Consider the following 19,790-nt stretch of genomic DNA (forward strand, 5'->3'; position numbering starts at 1 on the left):
CACCAATGAAACGCAGACTGCTTCTGGCGACCGCCGCCGCACTGATGGCGCTGCCCGCCGCGACCTTCGCGCAGGGCATGGACAAGGTGAAGGCGTGCTTCATCTATGTCGGCCCGGTGGGCGATGGCGGCTGGACCTTCCAGCACGATCAGGCCCGCAAAGCCCTGATCGAAGAGTTCGGCGACCGCGTCGATGCCAGCACCTATCAGGAATCCGTCCCCGAGGGCGCGGATGCCGAACGCGTGCTGACGCAGATGGCGCTGTCGGGCTGCAACATCATCTTCGCCACCTCCTTCGGGTATATGGACGCGGTGAACAACGTCGCGGCCAAGTTCCCGAACGTGAAGTTCGAACATGCCACCGGCTACCGCCGCGATCATGCGAACGTCTCCACCTATGACGCGCGCTTCTACGAAGGCCGCGCCGTCACCGGCACCATCGCCGGGATGATGACGAAATCGGACAAGATCGGCTATATCGGCTCCTATCCGATCCCGGAGAACATTCAGGGCATCAACGCCGCCTATCTCGCGGCGAAGAAGGTGAACCCGGATGTGACGATCTCGGTCGTGTGGGCCTATAGCTGGTTCGACCCGGCCAAGGAGGCCGACGCCGCCCGCGCGCTGATCGAACAGGGCGTGGACGTGATCCTGCAGCACACCGATTCCACCGCGCCCTTGGCCGAAGCGGCCAAGACCGAGGGTGTGATCGGCTTCGGTCAGGCTTCCGACATGGCGGAGTTCAAACCCTCGCCGCGCGTCGCCTCCATCATCGACAACTGGGCCCCCTACTACATCGAACGTGTGGGCGAGCTGCTGGATGGCACCTACGAACAGGGCGCCACTTGGGCCGGCATCGCGGGCGGCGAGGTTCAGATCGGCGAGATCACGGACGCCGTTCCGGCCGATGTGAAGGCCGAGGCCGAGAAGGTGCGCGACGCCATCGCCTCGGGCGAGCTGCATCCCTTCACCGGCCCGCTGAACAAGCAGGACGGCACCGAATGGCTGGCCGATGGCGAAACGCCGGACGATGCCGATCTTGCCGGCATGAACTTCTTTGTCGAGGGCATCACCGGGCAGATCCCGAACTGAGTTCCGACGGGGGCGCGGTCTTCCGCCGCGCCCCCGTCACGCCCCCGTGACGCCGCATCCGATACCGTGCACAAGGGAGGACGATTCCCGTGCCCCCTCGGAGCCCCGATGCGCCCTCACCGCCTGCTCTTCCTGCTGATCTTCGTTCTCCTGTCCGCCTGTGGATCGCGGGCACCCGATTACGTTCCGGGCCTGCCGCGCCAGTTCGGCGATGCGGCCCCCTATGATTGGCGGGGGCGCAATGTCCCGGCGGCCTATGCGATCCATGGCGTGGATGTCGCCCGGTATCAAAGCAATGTGGACTGGTACGGCCTGCGCGCCCATGGCGTGCGCTTTGCTTTCGTGAAGGCGACCGAGGGCGGCGATTACGTCGATCCGATGCTGGGCCGCCATCTGTCGGCCGCGCGGGCTGCGGGCGTTCCCAGCAGCGGTTATCACTACTACTATTTCTGCCGCACGGCACAGGAGCAGGCGGCATGGTTCATCGCCAATGTGCCGCGCCGCGCGGGCGATCTGCCGCCCGTCCTCGACATGGAATGGACGCCGACCTCCAAGACCTGCCGCCGCCGCCCCCCGGCCGAAGAGGTGCGTCAAGACGCGGCCACCTTCGCCTCCATCGTCACGGCCTATTACGGGCAGAAGCCGATCATCTATTCGACCGTGGACTTCTTCCGCGACAACGAGATGTGGCGCGTGCCGGGGGTGGAGTTCTGGCTCCGCTCCGTCGCCGGGCACCCGTCCGAGGTGCATCCGGGACATGACTGGACCTTCTGGCAGTACACCGGCACCGGCCTCATTCCGGGGGTCGAAGGGCGCATCGACATCAACGCCTTCCGCGGGTCGGAGCAGGAATGGGCGACATGGCTCGCCCTGCGCCAGCAGCGCTAGGCCCGGCGCAACCGTCCGAACACCGCCGACAGCACGAACAGCGCCGCCGAGGCCGTCACGATGGACGGCCCGGCCGGTGTGTCGAAATGCCATGAAGCCCACAGCCCCGCCAGCGCGGCGATCGCGCCAAGGGCCGTCGCGCCGAACACCATCTCTTCGGGGCTGCGGGACAGCGCCCGCGCCGCCGCCGCCGGAATGATCAGCAGCGCCGAGATCAGAAGCGCGCCCACGATCTTCAGCGACAGCGCCACCACCAGCGCCAGCGCCAGCGTCAGCACCAGCCGCTCCCGCATGGGGGACACGCCGTCGGCATGGGCCAGATCCTCGTTCACGGTGGTCAGCAGCAGGCGGTTCCAGCGCCATGCGATCAGCGCCGAGATCAGCGCGGCCCCGCCCCAGATGGTCAGCAGATCCATCCGCGACACGGCAAGGATATCGCCGAAGAGGAACGTCTCGAGGCTGATGCGCACGCCCTGCACGAAGCTGATCGCGACGAGCCCGGTCCCGAGCGCGGCATGCGCCAGCACCCCCAGCACCGTGTCGGCGGCCCAGCCCCGGCCCGCGAGCCCCGCCACCGTCAGCCCCATCGCCCCCGCAACCAGCGCGGCCCCAAGGGCGACCGGCATATCGGCCGCCAGCGCCAGCGCCACCCCGAGGATCGCGGCATGCGATGTCGCATCCCCGAAATAGGCCATCCGCCGCCAGACGACGAACACGCCGAGCGGCCCGGTCGCGCAGGCCACGCCCACCCCCGCCAGCGCCGCGCGCACCAGAAAATCGTCAAGCATGGTCGCACCCGTCGTGATCGTGATTGTGGTGATGGCGATAGAGCGCGAGCGCCCCGCGCGTCCCCTCGCCGAAAAGCGCGCGGTATTCGGGCGCGTTCGACACGACCCGCGGCGCGCCTTCGCAGCAGACATGCCCGTTCAGGCAGACCACCCGGTCCGAAGCGGCCATGACCACATGCAGATCGTGGCTGACCATCAGAACGGCCGCGCCGGTTTCCTGCCGTACCTCTTCCAGCAAACGGTAGAACGCGGCCTCGCCGGGCTGATCGAGGCCCTGCGTCGGTTCGTCCATCAGGATGGCCTGCGGATTGGCCAGCAGCGCCCGCGCCAGAAGCACGCGCTGCATCTGCCCGCCGGACAGGCCCGAAAGCATCCGCCGCTCCACCCCCGGCAGGCCGACGCGGGCCAGAACGGCACCGATATCGGCGGCGGATCTGCGATGCGGCAGCGACAGGAAACGCCCGACCGGCAGCGGCAGGGTCGGATCCAGCGCCAGCTTCTGCGGCACATAGCCGAGCCGGAGGCGCGGCGCGCGCCTCACGCGCCCGGCCTCGACCGGGACGATCCCCAGAAGGGTGCGCAGCAGCGTCGATTTCCCCGACCCGTTCGGGCCGACGATGGTGACGATCTCGGCCGGATCGAGGCTCAGGGACACATCGCGCAGCACCGGTTGGGCGCCCAGCGTGACGCTGACATTCTCGGCGGATAGAAGGCTCATGCGGCCTCGCGGCAGGAGGGGCACCGGCCCACGGCCTCGATGTTGGAACGTTCGATGACGAAGCCCCGCTCCCCCGCCGCCTGCTCCAGCGCGGCGCGCACCGGCTCGGCGGGCGCTTCGGCAACCTGATTGCAGGACCGGCAGATCAGGAAGGCCGGGGCATGCGCCTCGCCGGGATGCATGCAGGCGGCAAAGGCGTTGAGGCGGCGGATGCGGTGGGCAAAGCCCTGCTCCACCAGAAATTCCAGCGCGCGATAGGCAACGGGCGGCTGGTTGCCGAACCCTTCCGCCGCGAGGCGTTCCAGAACGTCATAGGCGCCCAGCGCGCGGTGTTCCTCCAGCAGGATTTCCAGCACGCGGCGGCGCACCGGGGTCAGCCGCAGCTTGCGTTCCGCGGCCATGGCCTCGGCCCGGGCCAGCAGATCACCGGCGCAATGCGCATGATCGTGACATCCGAAGGGCAATGGGTCCATGACAGCCTCTTGACTTGTTATACTATCACATTTAGCCCTTTGCTCGACGTGATGAAAGGGCATTCGAATGCGTTATACCATATCGCTCGCATTGGCGAGCCTCTGCACCCCGGCCTTTGCCGATGTGAAGGTCGTGACCGACATCTCTCCGGTGCACTCGCTCGTGGCGCAGGTGATGGAGGGTGTGGGCACGCCGGACGAACTGCTGCCCATGGGCGCCGATCCGCACCACTTCCAGCTTCGCCCCAGCCAAGCGCGCAACCTACAAGACGCGGATCTGGTGATCTGGGCCGGGCCGGAGATGTCGCCATGGCTGTCGAGCACGCTGTCCAGCCTGTCGGCGGACGATCTGCAGCTTTTGCATGTGGAGGGCTTGCACGCCCACCAATATGCCGCGGATGCCCATGACGACGAGGACGAGGACGAGGACGATCACGCGGGCCACGACCACGACGATCACGCGGACCACGATCATCACGATCACGACGACCACGACGAAGAGGAAGGCGAGGAGCATCACCACCATGACGGCCTCGACCCCCATGCGTGGCTGAACCCGGACAACGCCATCCTGTGGCTGGGCGCCATCGCCGAAAAGCTGTCGGCGATCGACCCGGACAACGCGGCCACCTATGCCGCGAACGCCGAACGGGCCGAGGCCGGGATCGAAGAGCTGGACGCCAAGCTGAAGGCCGAACTCGCCCCGATCCAAGGCAAGTCCTTCGTCGTCTTCCACGACGCCTATACTTATTTCACCGAGCATTACGGCCTGTCGCTCGCCGGGTCGATCTCGCCGGGCGATGCCTCCTCCCCTTCGGCGGCGCGGCTGGCGGCGATCCGCAACGAAGCCGGCCCCTCCACCTGCATCTTCCCCGAAGTGCAGCATGATCCGAAGCTTTCGGCCCAGATGGCCGAGGATGCGGACGTGAAGCTGGGCGATGCGCTCGACCCCGAGGGCAGCCAACTGGAGCCGGGCCCGCAGCTCTACGCCACCTTGATGGAGACGCTCTCCTCCTCCCTCGTCGCCTGCCTGAAATAAGGCGCGTGGCCCGCCCGCCATCGGGTGCGGCGGGCCATGAAACCCAAGCGGCCGCCATCGCGTTCACCCTCCAGGACAGGAGAGTGCGATGCCCCTCGACCCCACGACGATCTGCGTGATCGCCAACCCCCGATCCGGCCGCAACAGCCAGGACGCGCAGGCGATCCACGCGGCGATGGAGGTGTTCGGCACGGCGACCCTGCGCCATTGGCAGGATGGCGAGGATATGAAGGACGCCGTCCGCCGCGCGGTCGATGACGGTTTCACCACCATCGTCGCGGCGGGGGGCGACGGCACGGTGATGGGCGTCGCCAATGCGCTGGTCCATGGCGATGCGAACCTCGCGGTCCTGCCGCTTGGCACCTTCAACTACTACGCCCGCGGGCTGCAACTGCCGCAGGATCCGCGCGCCGCGGCGCAGGCCATCCTGAACGGGCACCCCCACCGCATTTCCGTCGGGGCCGTGAACGGCACGGTGTTCCTGAACAATGCCAGCCTCGGCATCTATCCCGCCATCTTGAAGCAGCGCGAAAGCGTGTATGAGCGTTTCGGCCGCCGCCGCATCGCCGCCCATTGGTCCGTGCTCAAGACCTTCATGCGCTATCGCAAGCCGTGGCGTGTCACGCTGTCGATGAACGGGCGGACGCAGACGGTCAGCACGCCGCTGATCTTCGTCGCCCGCTCCGCCTATCAACTGGAGCGGTTCGGCCTGCCCGGCGCGGCGGAGATCAGCGACGACGATCTCGTCCTCTTCATCGCGCAGGCCGAAGGGCGGCTGGCCCTGCTGAAGACGACGTGGCGGCTGTGCACGCGCAAGGTCGCGCTGAACCGCGACGTGACCCTTCTGCACGCCGACAGCTTTACCATCGACACCCGCAAATCGAGCCTTTTGGCTGCCTATGACGGAGAGAAGTCCCGCATGCCCACCCCCATCCGATTCGAGATCCTGCGCGATGCGCTGTCGATCATCCTGCCGGACGCTGCCGATCGGGTGGATACGCCGTGAGACGGATCGTCCATCTGTCGGACCTGCATTTCGGCCGCACCTCCCCCGCCCTTCTGGAACCGCTTCTCGACCGCACGAACGCGCTGAAGCCCGATCTCTGCGTCATCTCCGGCGATTTCACCCAACGCGCCCGCAATTCCCAATTCGCCGAGGCGCGGGCCTTCATCGACCGCATCGATGCGCCGCTGCTGGCGGTGCCGGGCAATCATGACACGCCGCTCGACAATCTGCCGATGCGGCTGCTGCGCCCATGGGCGCGCTACCGCCGCCATATCGACGCCGATCTGGAACCGACCTTCGAGAATGACCGCCTGAAGGTCGTCGGGGTGAATACGGTGAACCGCTGGGCGCATCAGACCGGGCGGCTGCGCGATCAGACGCTGCGGCGGGTCTGCGAGGCGTTCTCCACCGCGGGCGACAAGGCGCGCGTCGTCGTGCTGCACCACCCGCTGGAGCATCTGGAGGGCACGGACAAACGCCTGATGCGCGGCGCGGCGAAGGCGCTGCGGGCCTTTGCCGATTGCGGGGCGGATGTCGTTCTGTGCGGGCATATCCACACCACCCATATCGGGCCGTTCACCACCGCGCCGGGGCTGCTGTTCGTGCAGGCGGGCACTGGGCTTTCGACGCGGCTGCGCCAGCAGGATAACAGCTTCAACGTGCTCGATGTCTCGCGCGCCGAGATCACCGTGCGCGCCATCTCGGCCGATCACGAGGCCCGGTTCGAGGAAACCGCCGCCATCCGTTTCCGCCGCGCCCCCGAAGGGTGGCTGCGGCTGGACGATCCGCGCCCGGCCTAGCTGCCGCGATAGGTGGAATAGGCGAAGGGAGAGAGCAGCAGCGGCACATGATAATGGGCCTCTGCATCCGCGACGCAGAACCGCAGCGGCACCAGATCGAGAAAGCCGTCATCCTGCCCCGTCGCGCGCAGATAATCGCCCGCGTGGAACAGCAGTTCATAGTCGCCCGCCTCGATCGGCTGGGCCACGGGGGCATCGGTGCGGCCATCGGCATTCGTCACCGTCGTCGCAAGAAGCGCCCCGCCCCGGCGAAGTTCGATCCGAACACCGGCGGCGGGCCGGCCGCGGGCCGTATCGAGTACATGCGTTGTCAGTCGTCCCATGACATCCCTCCGTTCGGCGTCGTCGCTGCAGTGTCACGGATTTCTTGAAAAAGACCAGACTCTTCGGCTCTTATGTTCGCAACACAGGAGCTGCCGATGAATCGCTACCCCCGCAATCTGTCCGGCCATGGCGGCCGCCCGCCCGCGGCCGCATGGCCCGGCGACGCAAAGGTCGCCATCAGCCTCGTGCTGAACCACGAAGAAGGCGGCGAGAATTCAATTCTGCATGGCGATGCGGCCTCCGAAGCGTTCCTCTCCGACATCGCCGGTGCCAGCATGTGGCCCGGAGAGCGGCATTGGAACATGGAATCCATCTACGATTATGGCGCGCGGGCCGGGTTCTGGCGTCTGCACGACATCTTCACCGCGCGCGGCCTGCCCGTCACCATCTATGGCGTCGCGACGGCGCTGGCCCGCAGCCCCGAGCAGGTCGCGGCGATGACGGCGGCGGGGTGGGATATCGCCTCGCACGGGCTGAAATGGGTCGAACATCGCGGCATGGACGAGGCCGAGGAGCGCCGCCAGATCGCCGAAGCCATCCGCCTGCATACCGAGGTGGTGGGCACCCCGCCCCGCGGCTGGTACACGGGGCGCTGTTCGGCCAACACGGTGCGCCTGACGGCGGAGACGGGGGCCTTCGACTGGATCTCCGACACCTATGACGACGATCTGCCCTATTGGCTGGAGGTGGGGGAGCGGGATCAACTCGTCATCCCCTATACGCTGGAGGCCAATGACATGCGCTTTGCCACCGCCCCCGGCTACATCACCGGCGAGCAGTTCTTCCAGTATCTGAAGGATGCCTTCGACACGCTGTGGAACGAAGGCGACAATGGGCGGCCTAAGATGATGTCGATCGGCCTGCATTCGCGCCTGATCGGGCGGCCCGGCAAGGCGGCGGGGCTGATCCGTTTCCTCGACTATGCGCTGCAAAAGGGCGGCGCGTGGTTCGCGACCCGCAGCCAGATCGCCGATCACTGGCGCAGCGCCCATCCCCATATCCGGCGCGAGCGCCCCTCGCAGATGGACCGCGACGCCTTCGTCGCGCGATTCGGCGGCATCTTCGAGCATTCGCCTTGGATCGCCGAGGGCGCGTGGCAGCTGGAGCTTGGCCCCGCGCATGACAGCGCCACCGGGCTGCACAACGCCCTCTGCCGCGTGTTCCGCAGCGCAGAGCCGGAGGCGCGGCTGCGCGTGCTGAACGCCCATCCCGATCTGGCCGGCAAGCTGGCCGCCGCGCGCCGCCTGACGCCCGACAGCACTGCCGAACAGGCCAGCGCCGGGCTCGATGCCCTGACCGATGCGGAACGGGCGGAATTTCAGCGCCTGAACACAGACTATGTCGCGCGCCATGGCTTTCCCTTCATCATCGCCGTGCGCGATCACGACAAGGCGGGCATCCTTGAGGCCTTCCGCACCCGCATCGCCCATGACCGCGACACCGAGTTCGCCGCCGCCTGCCGGCAGGTCGAACGCATTGCCTTCCTCCGGCTGAAAGATCTGCTGTGACACGCTACTACACCCCGCCGGGCGGATTGCCGCCCCAGACGCAATTGATGACCGGCCGCGCGATCTTCACCGACGCCTATGCGTTCATCCCCAAGGGCGTGTTCTCCGACATCGTGACCAGCTTCCTGCCGGGATGGGACGATACGCGCCTGTGGCTGATCGCACGCCCGATGACGGGCTTTTCCGAAACCTTCAGCCAATATGTCATGGAGGTCGCACCCGGCGGCGGATCGGACGCGCCGGAGCCCGAGGCGGCGGCGCAGGGCGTCCTCTTCATCACGGACGGAACCCCCTGCCTGACGCTGGACGGCACGCGGCACGATCTGCGCGCCGGGCATTACGTCTATATCCCCGCGGGCGTTCCATGGTCGCTGCGCAATCCCGGCGACGGGCCCGCGCGCTTTCACTGGATCCGCAAGATCTGGGACGGCGCGGGCCTTCCCCGCCCCGAACCGATCATCCGGCACGAAAGCGACACCCCGCCCACCCCCATGCCGGACACCGAAGGCCGCTGGGCCACGACGCGCTTCGTCGATCCGGCCGATCTGCGCCACGACATGCATGTCACCATCGTCACCTTCCAGCCCGGCGGCGTCATCCCCTTCGAGGAGACGCATGTGATGGAGCATGGCCTCTACGTCCTCGAGGGGAAGGCCGTCTACAAACTCAACCAAGACTGGGTGGAGGTGGAGGCCGGAGATTTCATGTGGCTGCGCGCCTTCTGCCCGCAGGCCTGCTACGCCGCAGGTCCGGGGCCGTTCCGCTATCTCCTCTACAAGGACGTGAACCGCCATGCGGGGCTGCGCATCCGATGATCCTGCGCATAGAGCCGCTGACCGCAGCCGCCTTCGCGCCCTTCGGCGACGTGCTGGAGGCCGAGGGCCCGCCGGATATGATCATCAATCAGGGCCTGTGCGGGCGCTTCCACGACCGCGCGCGCCTCGAGGCGGAGGGCGGACGCCTCGGCATCTCCCTCTTCCGGGCCGAGCCGCGCAGCCTGCCCTACCGGCTGGAGATGATGGAGCGTCATCCCCATGGCAGTCAGGCCTTCATCCCGATGAGCGCGCATCCCTTTCTGGTCATCGTCGCGCCGGATGCGGGCGGGATTCCGGGGCAGCCGCGCGCTTTTCAAACTGCCTGTTATCAAGGCATCAACCTTCACAGGGCCACTTGGCACGGCGTTTTGACGCCCCTGCACGCGCCCGGCCTTTTTGCGGTGATTGACCGAATCGGAGGCACTCCGAACCTAGAGGAGCATTGGCTGGAAACGCCCTGCACCATCGTCTGACCGGCGGAAGACCGGCAGAGCCCAATAGGAAGGACACGACCCGATGACGCATCCCGTGGATGAAAGGCTGCCCGCCGGGCGGCTTGCCGCGCTTGGCCTTCAGCATGTGCTGGTGATGTATGCCGGTGCCGTCGCGGTGCCTTTGATCATCGGGCGCGCGCTTCAGCTTTCGCCCACCGATGTCGCGTTCCTGATCTCGGCCGATCTGTTCGCCTGCGGGATCGTGACGATGATCCAATCGGCCGGCCTGACGCAGTGGTTCGGTGTGCGCCTGCCGGTGATGATGGGCGTCACCTTCGCCTCGGTCGGGCCGATGCTGTCGATCGCATCCGGCCATCCGGGGACCGAAGGGGCGCGGATGATCTTCGGTGCGATCATTGCGGCCGGCATCTTCGGCATCCTGATCGCGCCCTTCATGGGCCGGTTGCTGCGATTCTTCCCCCCGGTGGTGACGGGCACGATCATCCTCGTGATCGGCGTCACCCTGATGCGGATCGGCATCAACTGGATCTTCGGCAACCCCGTCGGGCCGACCGCGCCGCGCGTCGTCGCCCCAGAGGCCGCGAGCTGGCTTCAGACCATGCGCGAGATGTCGGGCCAGCCCGGCGTTCCGCCCGTCCCGCAGGGCCTTGCCGTCGCCGCAAGTCAGCCGAACCCGGCCTATGCCTCGGGCGGGAATATCCTGCTGTCGGCCTTCGTCCTTGTTGCGATCCTTGGCATCACGCGCTTTGCCCGCGGCTTCCTAAGCAATATCGCGGTGCTGGCGGGCATCATCCTTGGGATGCTGGTCGCGGCGGTGGCCGGAAAGATGACCTTCGCCAAGGTCGGAGAGGCGGCGTGGTTCGCCCCCGTCGCCCCGTTCCATTTCGGCCTGCCGATCTTCGATCCGGTGATGATCGCCACGATGGCGCTGGTGATGATCGTCGTGATGATCGAATCGACGGGCATGTTCCTTGCCCTCGGCGCGATGACGGACCGCGAGGTGACGCGCGAACGGCTGACCGCGGGCCTGCGCACGGACGGCCTCGGCACGGTGATCGGCGGGCTGTTCAACACCTTCCCCTACACCTCCTTCAGCCAGAACGTCGGTCTGGTGGGCGTGACGGGCGTGCGCAGCCGCTTCGTCTGCATCGCGGGCGGGGTGATCCTCGTCGTGCTCGGCCTGATGCCGAAGATGGGGGCGCTGGTGGAATCGGTACCGACGGCGGTGCTGGGCGGGGCGGGCCTCGTGATGTTCGGCATGGTGGCCGCGACCGGCATCCGCATCCTGTCGAACGTCGATTTCCAGACGAACCGCAACAACCTGTTCGTCGTGGCGGTGGCGCTCGGCCTTGGGCTGATCCCGCTGATCGCGCCCGATTTCAAGATGTGGATGCCGCACGCCCTGCACCCGCTGATCGATTCGGGCATCCTCCTGGCCACGATCGCGGCGGTGGTGCTGAACGCCTTCTTCAACGGCGCGCAGCAGCCTGCCAGCGGCGAGGTTCCGGCCTCAGCCGTCGCCGATCACTAGGGCCATATCCAGCATCCGGTTGGAAAAGCCCCATTCGTTGTCGTACCAGCCGAAGACGCGCAGCATCCCCTGATCGGTGACGCGCGTTTCCGGCAGGGCCATGACGATGCTTTCCGGCCGCGCCCGCAGATCGGTGGAGACGAGCGGCCCCTGCACCGCCCCGATCACCCCGCGCGCGGCGGCAAAGACGGCATTCACCTCGGCCGCCGTAACGGGTCTGTCGGTCATCACCGCCAGATCCACCGCCGAGACCGAGGCCACCGGCACCCGCACCGCCGATCCCTGCACCCGACCCGCAAGCGCGGGCAGCACCTGATCGAGCAGCCGCTGCGCCGAGGTGGTGGTCGGCACCATCGACAGCGCCGCCGCCCGCGAGCGGGCATAATCGGCCGCCGGCGCATCCACCGTCGGCTGACTGCCGGTGTAGCAATGGATGGTCGTCATCGTGCCCGTCACCACGCCCCATTGCGCATCGAGCAGCTTCACCAGCGGCGCCAGCGCATTGGTCGTGCAGCTTGCGTTGGAGATGACGCGATGTTCGGGCCGCAGCGCCTCTTCGTTGGCACCAAGGACCAGCGTAACATCCGCCCCCGCCGAAGGCCCCGATACGAGCACGCGCCCCGCCCCCGCCGTCAGCCCCCGCACCGCGACCGTGCGCGCATCGCTGTGGCCGGTGCATTCCATCACCACATCGACCCGCCGCAGATCCAGCGTGGAAATATCGGCCATCCGGTAGAGCGGAATCGCCCGCCCATTCACCACCAGCGCCCCGTCCTCCAGCGCGACCTCGCCGTCGAAGGGGCCGAAGACGCTGTCATATTGGAAAAGGTAGGCGCACATCTCGGGGGCGGCGATGTCGTTGATGCCGATGATCTCGATCGCCGGCCAACCGCCTTGCACCCAAGCCCGCAGGACCGACCGCCCGATCCGCCCGAAACCGTTGAGGAACACCCGCATCGCACCCTCCGCCTGTTTGGCCCCGACCAAGCACGGATCGGGCGCAAGCGCAATCGGGGGCTATTCTTCGGCCGGCGTCTCGGTCGGCATCCAGCCTTGCTCCGCCAGAAACAGGCGCGCGGCCTGCGGACGCAGCTTCAGGAACTGCGCAGAGGCCCGATCGAACACCTCCCGCTCGCCCAGCGCGTCGGCCAAGATCAGGATGCGTTTCATGAGCGGCAGCCGCGCCGGGGCCAGCACCATCGCCCGTTGCAGCATCTCGAGCGCGCCGCGCCGATCCCCCTGCCGCGACGCGCAATTCGCCCGCCACACATGCGCATCCGCCAGATGGAACAGAAGGTCATCATGCCGGTCCAGCGCGGCAGAAAGGTCGTCGAAGCGCTGATCTTCGTTCAGGCGGCGGCATTCCTCATGGGCGGCAAGGCGCGCCTCGGGGTCGATCTGGGCGTGGATCCATGCCGCCGTCGCGGCGGCGGCGAAGGCGTCGATCTCCACCCCGCGATGGCCGTCCTTGGCGATGGAGGGCATCACATCCGGCAATGCGAAATCGTGGTCGAGGAAGACATGCCGATACTCGGCCTGCGAGGCCAGCGCCATCCCGTTGAACATCCCCCAGCGCGCAAGCAGCGTCTGCATGTTCGACAGTTCGATCACCTTGCAGCCGTTCGGGACGAACAGCATGTTCGAGATCCCCGCCCCATGCACCCCGACGAGGAACTCGGCCCCGGCGACGGTGCGGGCCTGATCCTCGATGCTCATATCCTCGAAGGTGACCGGCTCAAAACCAAGGGGGCGCAGACGCTCCAGCAGCAGATCCTCGTTCACGACCCGCTGCGCACGGCGCGAACGGCGCTGGATATAGAGGCGGCGCCCACGGCCCTTGGGACGTATCTGCGCCAGCACCCGTTCGCGGAACGCCATCACCGTGTCCAAGGTGCTGTTCGCCTTGGCGACCGCCACCCCGGACAACTCCGCAGTGCGGCCGAACGGAGCCTCGCCCAGCTTCGGCAGGGAGGGCATCACCGACCCACGGCACATATGATAGAGATGCCGCGTGTCGAGCGGCAGCAGAACCCGCCCGAAATCCCGCGGCCCCTGACGCAGTTCCACCCGGCCGGAAAGCTCGGGAAACCATGTGCGGATCAGATTGCGCACGAACCCCTTCTGCTGGGTCCGCGATGTGGTCGCGATGATCACGCGGCCGCGCAAATCGTAACGCGCATAAAGCTCCAGCAATGGCAGCGTCTCGGTCAGGTAGCTGTCGAATTCGTGGAAGTTCCGCGCATCGATCAGAAGATCGAGGTCGCGCATATCGTCCTTTTCGACCTCGAGGCGGCAGCTGTGGGACGCCTCCTGCAACCGTTCCACCAAGGCGGCATCGAGCGAGGTGTCGCGGGCCGCCGCGCGAAACCGGTATCCCCCCGGCCCCCACGGGCAGAACTTGCCGCCGACGGTGACATGGCTGCGATGCAGGCCGACATCGTCCGCCACGGTCAGAACCGCCGGAAACACCACGCCCTCGCTCCAACGCTGGGCGCGCTTGCTGCGCAGCAGTTCCTCCATCCGCACGCGCTGATCGTGCTGGCTGCTCAGCACCAGCCCGTCCACGTCGACCGGCGGCACGAGGCACACGGCCAGATCCTCGCGCCGCAGCAGCGCCATTCCCGGATCGACGCCGGGAATGAACACGTCGTCGGGCGTGGCTTCGGGAACGGGGGGAAGGTTCACGGGCGCACCTGTCGCTTGGCTGTGCTTCCACCATTCCGTGTCGGAGCCATCCTGTAAACCGCCTGCGGGCGCTCTTCCCCCTTTTCTCCGGATTTGGTAGACTGGCCCCATGACCCAAGAACGCCCCAAACTCACCCCCCCGGACGGAGAAACGAAGGTTCTCCTTCATTCCTGCTGCGCCCCCTGCTCGGGCGAGGTGATGGAAGCGATGACCGCTTCGGGGATCGATTACACCATCTTCTTCTACAACCCCAACATCCACCCGAAGAAGGAATACCTTCTACGCAAGGATGAGAACATCCGCTTCGCCGAGCAGCACAACGTGCCCTTCGTCGATGCCGATTACGACGCGGACAACTGGTTCTCCCGCGCCAAGGGGATGGAGTGGGAGCCCGAACGCGGCATCCGCTGCACCATGTGCTTCGACATGCGCTTCGAGCGGACGGCCCTTTACGCCCATGAGAACGGGTTCCCGGTCATCACCTCCAGCCTCGGCATCTCGCGCTGGAAGAACATGACGCAGATCAACGATTGCGGCCACCGCGCCGCCGGCCCCTATGACGGCGTGCAGTACTGGGATTTCAACTGGCGCAAAGGCGGCGGTGCATCCCGCATGATCGAGATCTCCAAGCGCGAGGAGTTCTACATGCAGGAATATTGCGGCTGCATCTACTCGCTGCGCGACACCAACGATTTCCGCCTGTCGCGCGGACGCGAGAAGATCAAGATCGGCACGATGTATTACGGCCGGGACGAACCGCAGGAATGACGAAGGCCCGCCGAATGGCGGGCCTTTCTGCATCTCGGGGCGTGAAGGATCACTCCTTCGAACGCTCCACATAGCTTTTGTCTTCGGTGTTGATCACGACGCGGGTACCGGCGCCGATATGTGGCGGGACCATGATGCGCAGACCGTTGGTGCACATCGCGGGCTTGTAGGACGAAGAGGCCGTCTGACCCTTCACGACCGGCTCGGTCTCCTCGATCTCCACCACGACCTTCTGGGGCAGCGAGATGGCGATCGCCACGCCTTCATGCGTCTGCAGATATGCCTTGATGCCTTCGGTCAGGAAGACCTTGTCCTCGCCGACGACATCATGGGACACGGCCAGCTGTTCGTAGGTGGTGGGCTCCATGAAGTGGAAGCCTTCGCCGTCTTCGTAAAGGAAGTCGTATTCACGCTCGTCCACGACGGCCTTTTCCACCATCTCGGTGGTGCGCCAGCGTTCGGCCACCTTCACACCATCCGCGATGCGGCGCATGTCGACCGAGGTCGTCGGCGTGCCCTTGCCGGGATGGAAGTTTTCGGCCTTCAGAACGACATAGAGCCTGCCGTCCATGTCCACGACATTGCCCTTGCGAAGGGAGGATGCGATGACTTTCACCAGATTGTCCTTGTGATGCGGCCCCGTTCCGGGGGAAATCCCGCGTGATCTAGCGCATCGCGCCGCAAATCGGAAGCCCCGTGACATGACCGACACGCCCTGGTGGCACCCCCACCGCCATGCCGACCGCCGCCCCGCCCTTCTGGCGCGCAACCGCATTCAGGCCGCGATCCGTGGCTGGCTGGCCGAGGGCGATTTCCTCGAGGTCGATCCCGCCGCCCTGCAAACGAGCCCGGGAAACGAGACCCATCTGCATGCCTTCGCCACCACGGCGATCGGCAATGACGGCGCGCCGCGGACGATGTATCTGCACACCTCGCCCGAATTCGCGATGAAGAAGCTGCTCGCCGCCGGAGAGCCGCGGATCGCCGCCTTCGCACATGTCTGGCGCAACCGAGAACGTGGCGCGCGCCACAGCCCCGAATTCACCATGCTGGAATGGTACCGCGCGGGCGAAGGCTACGAGGTGCTGATGGCCGATTGTGCAGAACTGCTGCAACGGGCCGCGACGGCCGCCGGCACGCGCGAGCTGCGCTATGCGGGGCGGACCTGCGATCCCTTTGCCTCGCCCGAACGGCTGAGCGTGGCCAAGGCCTTCCGCCGCGCCGGGGTCGATCTTCTGGCCACGGTCACGCCCCATGCCACCGACCGCGACGCGCTGGCCGCGCAGTCGCCGGTGCGCGTCGCCGAAGACGATACATGGTCCGACATCTTTTCGCGCATCTTGTCGGAAAAGGTGGAGCCGACGCTTGGGATCGGACGCGCGACGATCCTCGACCTCTATCCCGTGGCCGAGGCGGCGCTCGCCCGCCCCGCCGCCGATCCCCGCCTTGCCGAGCGGTTCGAGCTCTATGCCTGCGGGGTGGAACTGGCCAATGGCTTTGGTGAACTGACCGACCCCGCCGAACAGCGCCGCCGTTTCGAGGCGGATATGGACGAAAAGGCCCGCATCTATGGCGAGCGGTATCCGCTGGACGAGGATTTCCTTGCCGCCTTGCACCATATGCCCGCCGCCAGCGGCATCGCGCTTGGCTTTGATCGGCTGGTGATGCTGGCGACAGGCGCGCCGAACATCGACGCCGTGGTCTGGACCCCGGTCGCCTAGACGCCCTCGGCTGGCGCGGTTTCTTCGTGGCAGACGACGGTGAAGGTCTTCAACTCATGCGGGCCGAAGCTGTGCAGCATGGCCACATCGGCCGCGTCCCGGCCGACGGCGATGTTGATGCGGCCGATGCGCGGGGTGTTGTGACGCGCGTCGAACGCATACCAGCGCCCATCGAGAAACGCCTCGAACCATGCCGAGAAGTCCATCGGCCCGCCATCCGGCACGCCGATATCTCCCAGATAGCCGTTCACATAGCGCGCCGGGATCGACAGCGCTCGGCACAGCGCGATGGCCGTATGCGCGAAATCCCGGCAGACGCCGCAGCCTTCGTCGATCGCCCCCTGCGCCGTCCGCACGGCGCAAGCGGTCTGATAATCGAAGCGGATCTGGCCGTTCACGTAATCGCAGACCGCCTGAACCCGCTTCCATCCGGGCGTGATCGCGCCGAAGCGTTCCCATGCGAAGGCGGCCAAGCTGTCGCTTTCGCAATAGCGGCTGGGAAGCAGGAATTGCAGCGCATCATCGGGCAAGTCTGCCACGTTGGGCACATCGGCCTCGACCCGGACTGGATCGGGCGCACCGTGATCGCGGATCAGACCGTCGCCGCGAATGCGCGTCTCGCCCTCGGGGGCCGTGAAACGCAGACAGGCGTTGCCGAATGGATCGGTGAAGCGGCGCGCCATCACGCCGGGGGGAAGTTCCACCACCTCGTCCTGTGCCAGATCGCCGCGGCGTTCGTGGCGCAGCCCCATCCGCGCGATGAAATGCGTGGGCTGCGAGCAGGCGACCGTGATGTCGTAACCGAAGCGGATCAACATGGACATTCTCCCTGACGACAGGAAGATGAACCCATGCCGGGCCGCTCCGGTTCCGTCAGACGCGTTTCAGACGTATGACGACATCGACCCGGCTCAGCTCGGCATTGGCCGGCAGCTTGGGCAGCTGGGCGATGCGGAACTGATCGGCCGGGGCGTCCACGATCTCGGTCGTGTCCTCCCAGAAGAAATGGGGGTGATCGTCCATGCGCGTGTCGAAATAGCTGCGGGAGCCGTCGACCACGACCTCCTGCATCAGGCCCGCGTCGCAGAATGCGCGCAGGGTGTTGTACACGGTCGCAAGGCTCACCTTCTCACCGCTCTGGGCGCAGGCCGCGAACAGGCTTTCCGCCGTCACATGCCGATCCTTGCCGTCGCCGATCAGCAGCGACGCCAGCGCCAGGCGCTGGCGCGTCGGCCGCAGCCCCGCCTCCGTCAGCCATTTCGTTCCGCGTTCAATTGCCGTCTGGGTCATCGTTGCGTCACCTTTCCGCTTTCCTATATCGTGACGCAGCATCCGGATTCAAACGGAATCCCCCTGCCCTTGCCACATGTTTGGCAGGGGTGATACAGGGGGGCGGAATATCTATGGGGAGCCTTGATGGCGGATTATCCGACGAGTTTCGACAAGGAAGCACTTCTGGCCTGTGCACGGGGCGAATTGTTCGGCCCCGGGAACGCCCAGCTTCCCGAACCGCCGATGCTGATGATGGACCGCATCACGGACATTTCAGCCGATGGTGGAGCGCATGGCAAGGGTCATGTCGTGGCCGAATTCGACATCCAGCCGGATCTGTGGTTCTTCGCCTGCCACTTTCCGGGCAACCCGATCATGCCAGGCTGCCTTGGTCTGGACGGGCTGTGGCAGCTGACGGGCTTCAACCTCGGCTGGCGTGGCTGGCAAGGCCGGGGCTACGCCCTCGGCGTGGGCGAAGTGAAGCTGACGGGCATGGTGCGCCCCGAACGCAAGCTCCTGCGCTATTTCGTCGATTTCACCAAAGCGGTGCAGACGCGCCGTCTGACCATGGGCGTGGCGGATGGCCGCGTCGAGGCGGACGGCGAGGTCATCTACCAAGTCAAGGACATGAAGGTCGCTCTTTCCGAGAGCTGACCCGAGCCCGAAAGGAAACAAGCCCATGCGTCGCGTCGTCATCACCGGCATCGGCATCGTCTCGCCCATCGGCAACAACGCAGCAGAGGTGGAAGCCTCTCTGCGCGCTGGCCGGTCGGGGATCGTCTTCTCGCCCGAATATGCCGAACACGGCTTCCGCAGCCAAGTCCACGGTATGCCCCAGATCGTTCTGGAGGATCATATCGACAAGCGCGATCTGCGCTTCATGGGCGCGGGTGCCGCCTACAACTTCATCGCGATGGAACAGGCCGTGAAGGATTCCGGCCTCGAGCCGTCGGATGTCTCGAACGAGCGCACGGGCCTTGTGATGGGATCGGGCGGGCCGTCCACGGCCAACTTCTTCCAAGCGCACCAGACCGTGATCCAGAAGGGCAGCCCCAAGCGCATGGGGCCGTTCATGGTCACGCGCTGCATGTCCTCCACGAACTCGGCCACGCTGGCCACGCCCTTCAAGATCAAGGGCGTGAACTATTCGATCACCTCCGCCTGCTCCACCTCGGCGCATTGCATCGGCAACGGCGTCGAACAGATCCAGCTGGGCAAGCAGGACATCGTCTTTGCCGGCGGCGGCGAGGAACTGGACTGGACGCTGTCCTGCCTCTTCGATGCGATGGGCGCCATGTCCTCCAAATACAACGACACGCCCGCCACCGCCTCGCGCCCCTATGACGCGACGCGGGACGGCTTCGTCATCGCAGGCGGCGGCGGCGTCGTCGTGCTGGAAGAGCTGGAGCATGCGCTGGCGCGCGGCGCCAAAATCTACGGCGAAGTCACGGGCTACGGCGCCACGTCGGACGGCTACGACATGGTCGCCCCGTCGGGCGAGGGCGGCGAACGCTCCATGCGCCTTGCCGTCGCGACCCTGCCCGAAGGCCGCAAGATCGACTACATCAACAGCCACGGCACCTCGACCGGCGTCGGCGACATCACCGAAGTGAAGGCGATCCGCCGCGTCTTCGGTGAAGGCACGACCCCGCCGATCGCCTCCACCAAATCGCTCACCGGGCACTCGCTCGGCGCGACGGGGGTGCATGAGGCGATCTATTCGCTGCTGATGATGAACGGTGATTTCATCGCCGCATCCGCCAATGTCACGGCACCCGACCCCGAACTTCATGACGGCGAGATCGTGACAACCCTGCGTGAAAACGTCACACTCGATTCCGTACTGTCCAACAGCTTCGGCTTCGGCGGCACCAATGCCACGCTTGTCATGAGCAAATATCGTTAAG

At 66.3% G+C, this 19,790-nt stretch carries 22 protein-coding genes; 13 read left to right on the forward strand and 9 right to left on the reverse strand.

The genetic code is table 11. From position 1 onward, the window contains the following. The first annotated feature begins 5 nt into the window (after positions 1 to 5). Positions 6 to 1,091 carry a BMP family ABC transporter substrate-binding protein gene (locus GR316_RS05740; RefSeq protein WP_211783016.1) on the forward strand — a complete coding sequence of 362 codons (1,086 nt, stop codon included), beginning with the start codon at positions 6 to 8 and terminating at the stop codon, positions 1,089 to 1,091. Between the two features lie 108 nt (positions 1,092 to 1,199). After that, complete coding sequence (locus GR316_RS05745; protein WP_211783017.1) at positions 1,200 to 1,979, forward strand: GH25 family lysozyme; 780 nt, start codon at positions 1,200 to 1,202, stop codon at positions 1,977 to 1,979. On the opposite strand, the gene GR316_RS05750 is transcribed toward GR316_RS05745, so the two are convergent. Genes GR316_RS05750 through GR316_RS05760 form a run of 3 tightly spaced genes read right to left on the reverse strand, consistent with a single transcriptional unit; the run spans position 1,976 to position 3,958 of the window. After that, on the reverse strand, positions 1,976 to 2,767 hold the full coding sequence (locus tag GR316_RS05750; RefSeq protein WP_211783018.1) for a metal ABC transporter permease: 792 nt from the start codon (positions 2,765 to 2,767) through the stop codon (positions 1,976 to 1,978). The genes GR316_RS05745 and GR316_RS05750 overlap by 4 nt on opposite strands. Further along, positions 2,760 to 3,485, reverse strand: coding sequence for an ATP-binding cassette domain-containing protein (locus GR316_RS05755; RefSeq protein ID WP_211783019.1), 726 nt, complete (start codon positions 3,483 to 3,485; stop codon positions 2,760 to 2,762). The genes GR316_RS05750 and GR316_RS05755 overlap by 8 nt, the downstream gene beginning before the upstream one ends. Further along, positions 3,482 to 3,958 carry a Fur family transcriptional regulator gene (locus GR316_RS05760; RefSeq protein ID WP_211783020.1) on the reverse strand — a complete coding sequence of 159 codons (477 nt, stop codon included), beginning with the start codon at positions 3,956 to 3,958 and terminating at the stop codon, positions 3,482 to 3,484. The genes GR316_RS05755 and GR316_RS05760 overlap by 4 nt, the downstream gene beginning before the upstream one ends. Before the next feature lie 67 nt (positions 3,959 to 4,025). On the opposite strand from GR316_RS05760, the gene GR316_RS05765 reads away from it, so the two are divergent. The 3 genes from GR316_RS05765 to GR316_RS05775 all read left to right on the forward strand — a co-directional run bounded on the left by GR316_RS05765 (position 4,026) and on the right by GR316_RS05775 (position 6,803). Next, positions 4,026 to 4,997 carry a zinc ABC transporter substrate-binding protein gene (locus GR316_RS05765; protein WP_211783021.1) on the forward strand — a complete coding sequence of 324 codons (972 nt, stop codon included), beginning with the start codon at positions 4,026 to 4,028 and terminating at the stop codon, positions 4,995 to 4,997. Positions 4,998 to 5,085: 88 nt separating this feature from the next. Next, positions 5,086 to 6,003, forward strand: a complete 918-nt coding sequence (locus GR316_RS05770; RefSeq protein WP_211783022.1) for a diacylglycerol/lipid kinase family protein — start codon at positions 5,086 to 5,088, stop codon at positions 6,001 to 6,003. Next, entirely contained in the window at positions 6,000 to 6,803 is an 804-nt protein-coding gene (locus GR316_RS05775; protein WP_211783023.1) for a metallophosphoesterase family protein, read from the forward strand. The genes GR316_RS05770 and GR316_RS05775 overlap by 4 nt, the downstream gene beginning before the upstream one ends. Here the strand turns inward: GR316_RS05775 and uraH are convergent. Further along, positions 6,800 to 7,126: a hydroxyisourate hydrolase gene (gene uraH / locus GR316_RS05780; protein WP_211783024.1), complete on the reverse strand. Its 327-nt coding sequence runs from the start codon at positions 7,124 to 7,126 to the stop codon at positions 6,800 to 6,802. The two genes, GR316_RS05775 and uraH, sit on opposite strands and share 4 nt — an antisense overlap. 96 nt (positions 7,127 to 7,222) lie before the next feature. On the opposite strand from uraH, the gene puuE reads away from it, so the two are divergent. Genes puuE through GR316_RS05800 form a run of 4 tightly spaced genes read left to right on the forward strand, consistent with a single transcriptional unit; the run spans position 7,223 to position 11,436 of the window. Continuing rightward, the gene (puuE, locus tag GR316_RS05785; RefSeq protein WP_211783025.1) at positions 7,223 to 8,635 is read left to right on the forward strand and encodes an allantoinase PuuE; all 1,413 of its coding nucleotides are present in this window, start codon (positions 7,223 to 7,225) and stop codon (positions 8,633 to 8,635) included. Then, complete coding sequence (locus GR316_RS05790) at positions 8,632 to 9,450, forward strand: bifunctional allantoicase/(S)-ureidoglycine aminohydrolase (protein ID WP_211783026.1); 819 nt, start codon at positions 8,632 to 8,634, stop codon at positions 9,448 to 9,450. Before puuE ends, GR316_RS05790 begins: the two co-directional genes overlap by 4 nt. Next, positions 9,447 to 9,923 carry an ureidoglycolate lyase gene (locus GR316_RS05795; RefSeq protein ID WP_211783027.1) on the forward strand — a complete coding sequence of 159 codons (477 nt, stop codon included), beginning with the start codon at positions 9,447 to 9,449 and terminating at the stop codon, positions 9,921 to 9,923. Before GR316_RS05790 ends, GR316_RS05795 begins: the two co-directional genes overlap by 4 nt. Before the next feature lie 43 nt (positions 9,924 to 9,966). After that, the gene (locus tag GR316_RS05800) at positions 9,967 to 11,436 is read left to right on the forward strand and encodes a nucleobase:cation symporter-2 family protein (RefSeq protein WP_211783028.1); all 1,470 of its coding nucleotides are present in this window, start codon (positions 9,967 to 9,969) and stop codon (positions 11,434 to 11,436) included. Here the strand turns inward: GR316_RS05800 and GR316_RS05805 are convergent. Both GR316_RS05805 and GR316_RS05810 read right to left on the reverse strand, forming a co-directional pair. Continuing rightward, the gene (locus tag GR316_RS05805; RefSeq protein ID WP_211783029.1) at positions 11,416 to 12,393 is read right to left on the reverse strand and encodes a type I glyceraldehyde-3-phosphate dehydrogenase; all 978 of its coding nucleotides are present in this window, start codon (positions 12,391 to 12,393) and stop codon (positions 11,416 to 11,418) included. The two genes, GR316_RS05800 and GR316_RS05805, sit on opposite strands and share 21 nt — an antisense overlap. Positions 12,394 to 12,453: 60 nt before the next feature. Continuing rightward, on the reverse strand, positions 12,454 to 14,121 hold the full coding sequence (locus GR316_RS05810; protein ID WP_211783030.1) for a glycosyltransferase family 61 protein: 1,668 nt from the start codon (positions 14,119 to 14,121) through the stop codon (positions 12,454 to 12,456). 109 nt (positions 14,122 to 14,230) lie between these two features. Between GR316_RS05810 and GR316_RS05815 the strand changes: the two genes are divergently transcribed. Further along, positions 14,231 to 14,890 carry an epoxyqueuosine reductase QueH gene (locus tag GR316_RS05815; protein ID WP_211783031.1) on the forward strand — a complete coding sequence of 220 codons (660 nt, stop codon included), beginning with the start codon at positions 14,231 to 14,233 and terminating at the stop codon, positions 14,888 to 14,890. A 49-nt stretch (positions 14,891 to 14,939) separates the two neighbouring features. Here GR316_RS05815 and efp read toward each other — a convergent pair whose 3' ends face one another. Further along, positions 14,940 to 15,506 (reverse strand): elongation factor P, encoded by a 567-nt coding sequence (gene efp, locus GR316_RS05820; RefSeq protein ID WP_211783032.1) that lies wholly within the window; start codon positions 15,504 to 15,506, stop codon positions 14,940 to 14,942. 85 nt (positions 15,507 to 15,591) lie between these two features. Between efp and epmA the strand changes: the two genes are divergently transcribed. Then, entirely contained in the window at positions 15,592 to 16,611 is a 1,020-nt protein-coding gene (gene epmA / locus GR316_RS05825) for an EF-P lysine aminoacylase EpmA (protein WP_211783033.1), read from the forward strand. Here epmA and GR316_RS05830 read toward each other — a convergent pair. Both GR316_RS05830 and irrA read right to left on the reverse strand, forming a co-directional pair. Next, positions 16,608 to 17,429 carry a transglutaminase-like domain-containing protein gene (locus GR316_RS05830; protein ID WP_211783034.1) on the reverse strand — a complete coding sequence of 274 codons (822 nt, stop codon included), beginning with the start codon at positions 17,427 to 17,429 and terminating at the stop codon, positions 16,608 to 16,610. The two genes, epmA and GR316_RS05830, sit on opposite strands and share 4 nt — an antisense overlap. 55 nt (positions 17,430 to 17,484) lie before the next feature. Then, the gene (gene irrA, locus GR316_RS05835; RefSeq protein ID WP_211783035.1) at positions 17,485 to 17,901 is read right to left on the reverse strand and encodes an iron response transcriptional regulator IrrA; all 417 of its coding nucleotides are present in this window, start codon (positions 17,899 to 17,901) and stop codon (positions 17,485 to 17,487) included. Between the two features lie 126 nt (positions 17,902 to 18,027). On the opposite strand from irrA, the gene fabA reads away from it, so the two are divergent. Together fabA and fabB are read left to right on the forward strand one after the other, a co-directional pair. Continuing rightward, positions 18,028 to 18,537, forward strand: a complete 510-nt coding sequence (gene fabA / locus GR316_RS05840) for a bifunctional 3-hydroxydecanoyl-ACP dehydratase/trans-2-decenoyl-ACP isomerase (protein WP_211783036.1) — start codon at positions 18,028 to 18,030, stop codon at positions 18,535 to 18,537. A 25-nt stretch (positions 18,538 to 18,562) separates the two neighbouring features. After that, positions 18,563 to 19,789, forward strand: coding sequence for a beta-ketoacyl-ACP synthase I (gene fabB / locus GR316_RS05845; protein WP_211783037.1), 1,227 nt, complete (start codon positions 18,563 to 18,565; stop codon positions 19,787 to 19,789). Position 19,790: the final 1 nt, after the last annotated feature.

Source organism: Falsirhodobacter algicola (assembly GCF_018279165.1).
Taxonomy (GTDB): domain Bacteria; phylum Pseudomonadota; class Alphaproteobacteria; order Rhodobacterales; family Rhodobacteraceae; genus Falsirhodobacter; species Falsirhodobacter algicola.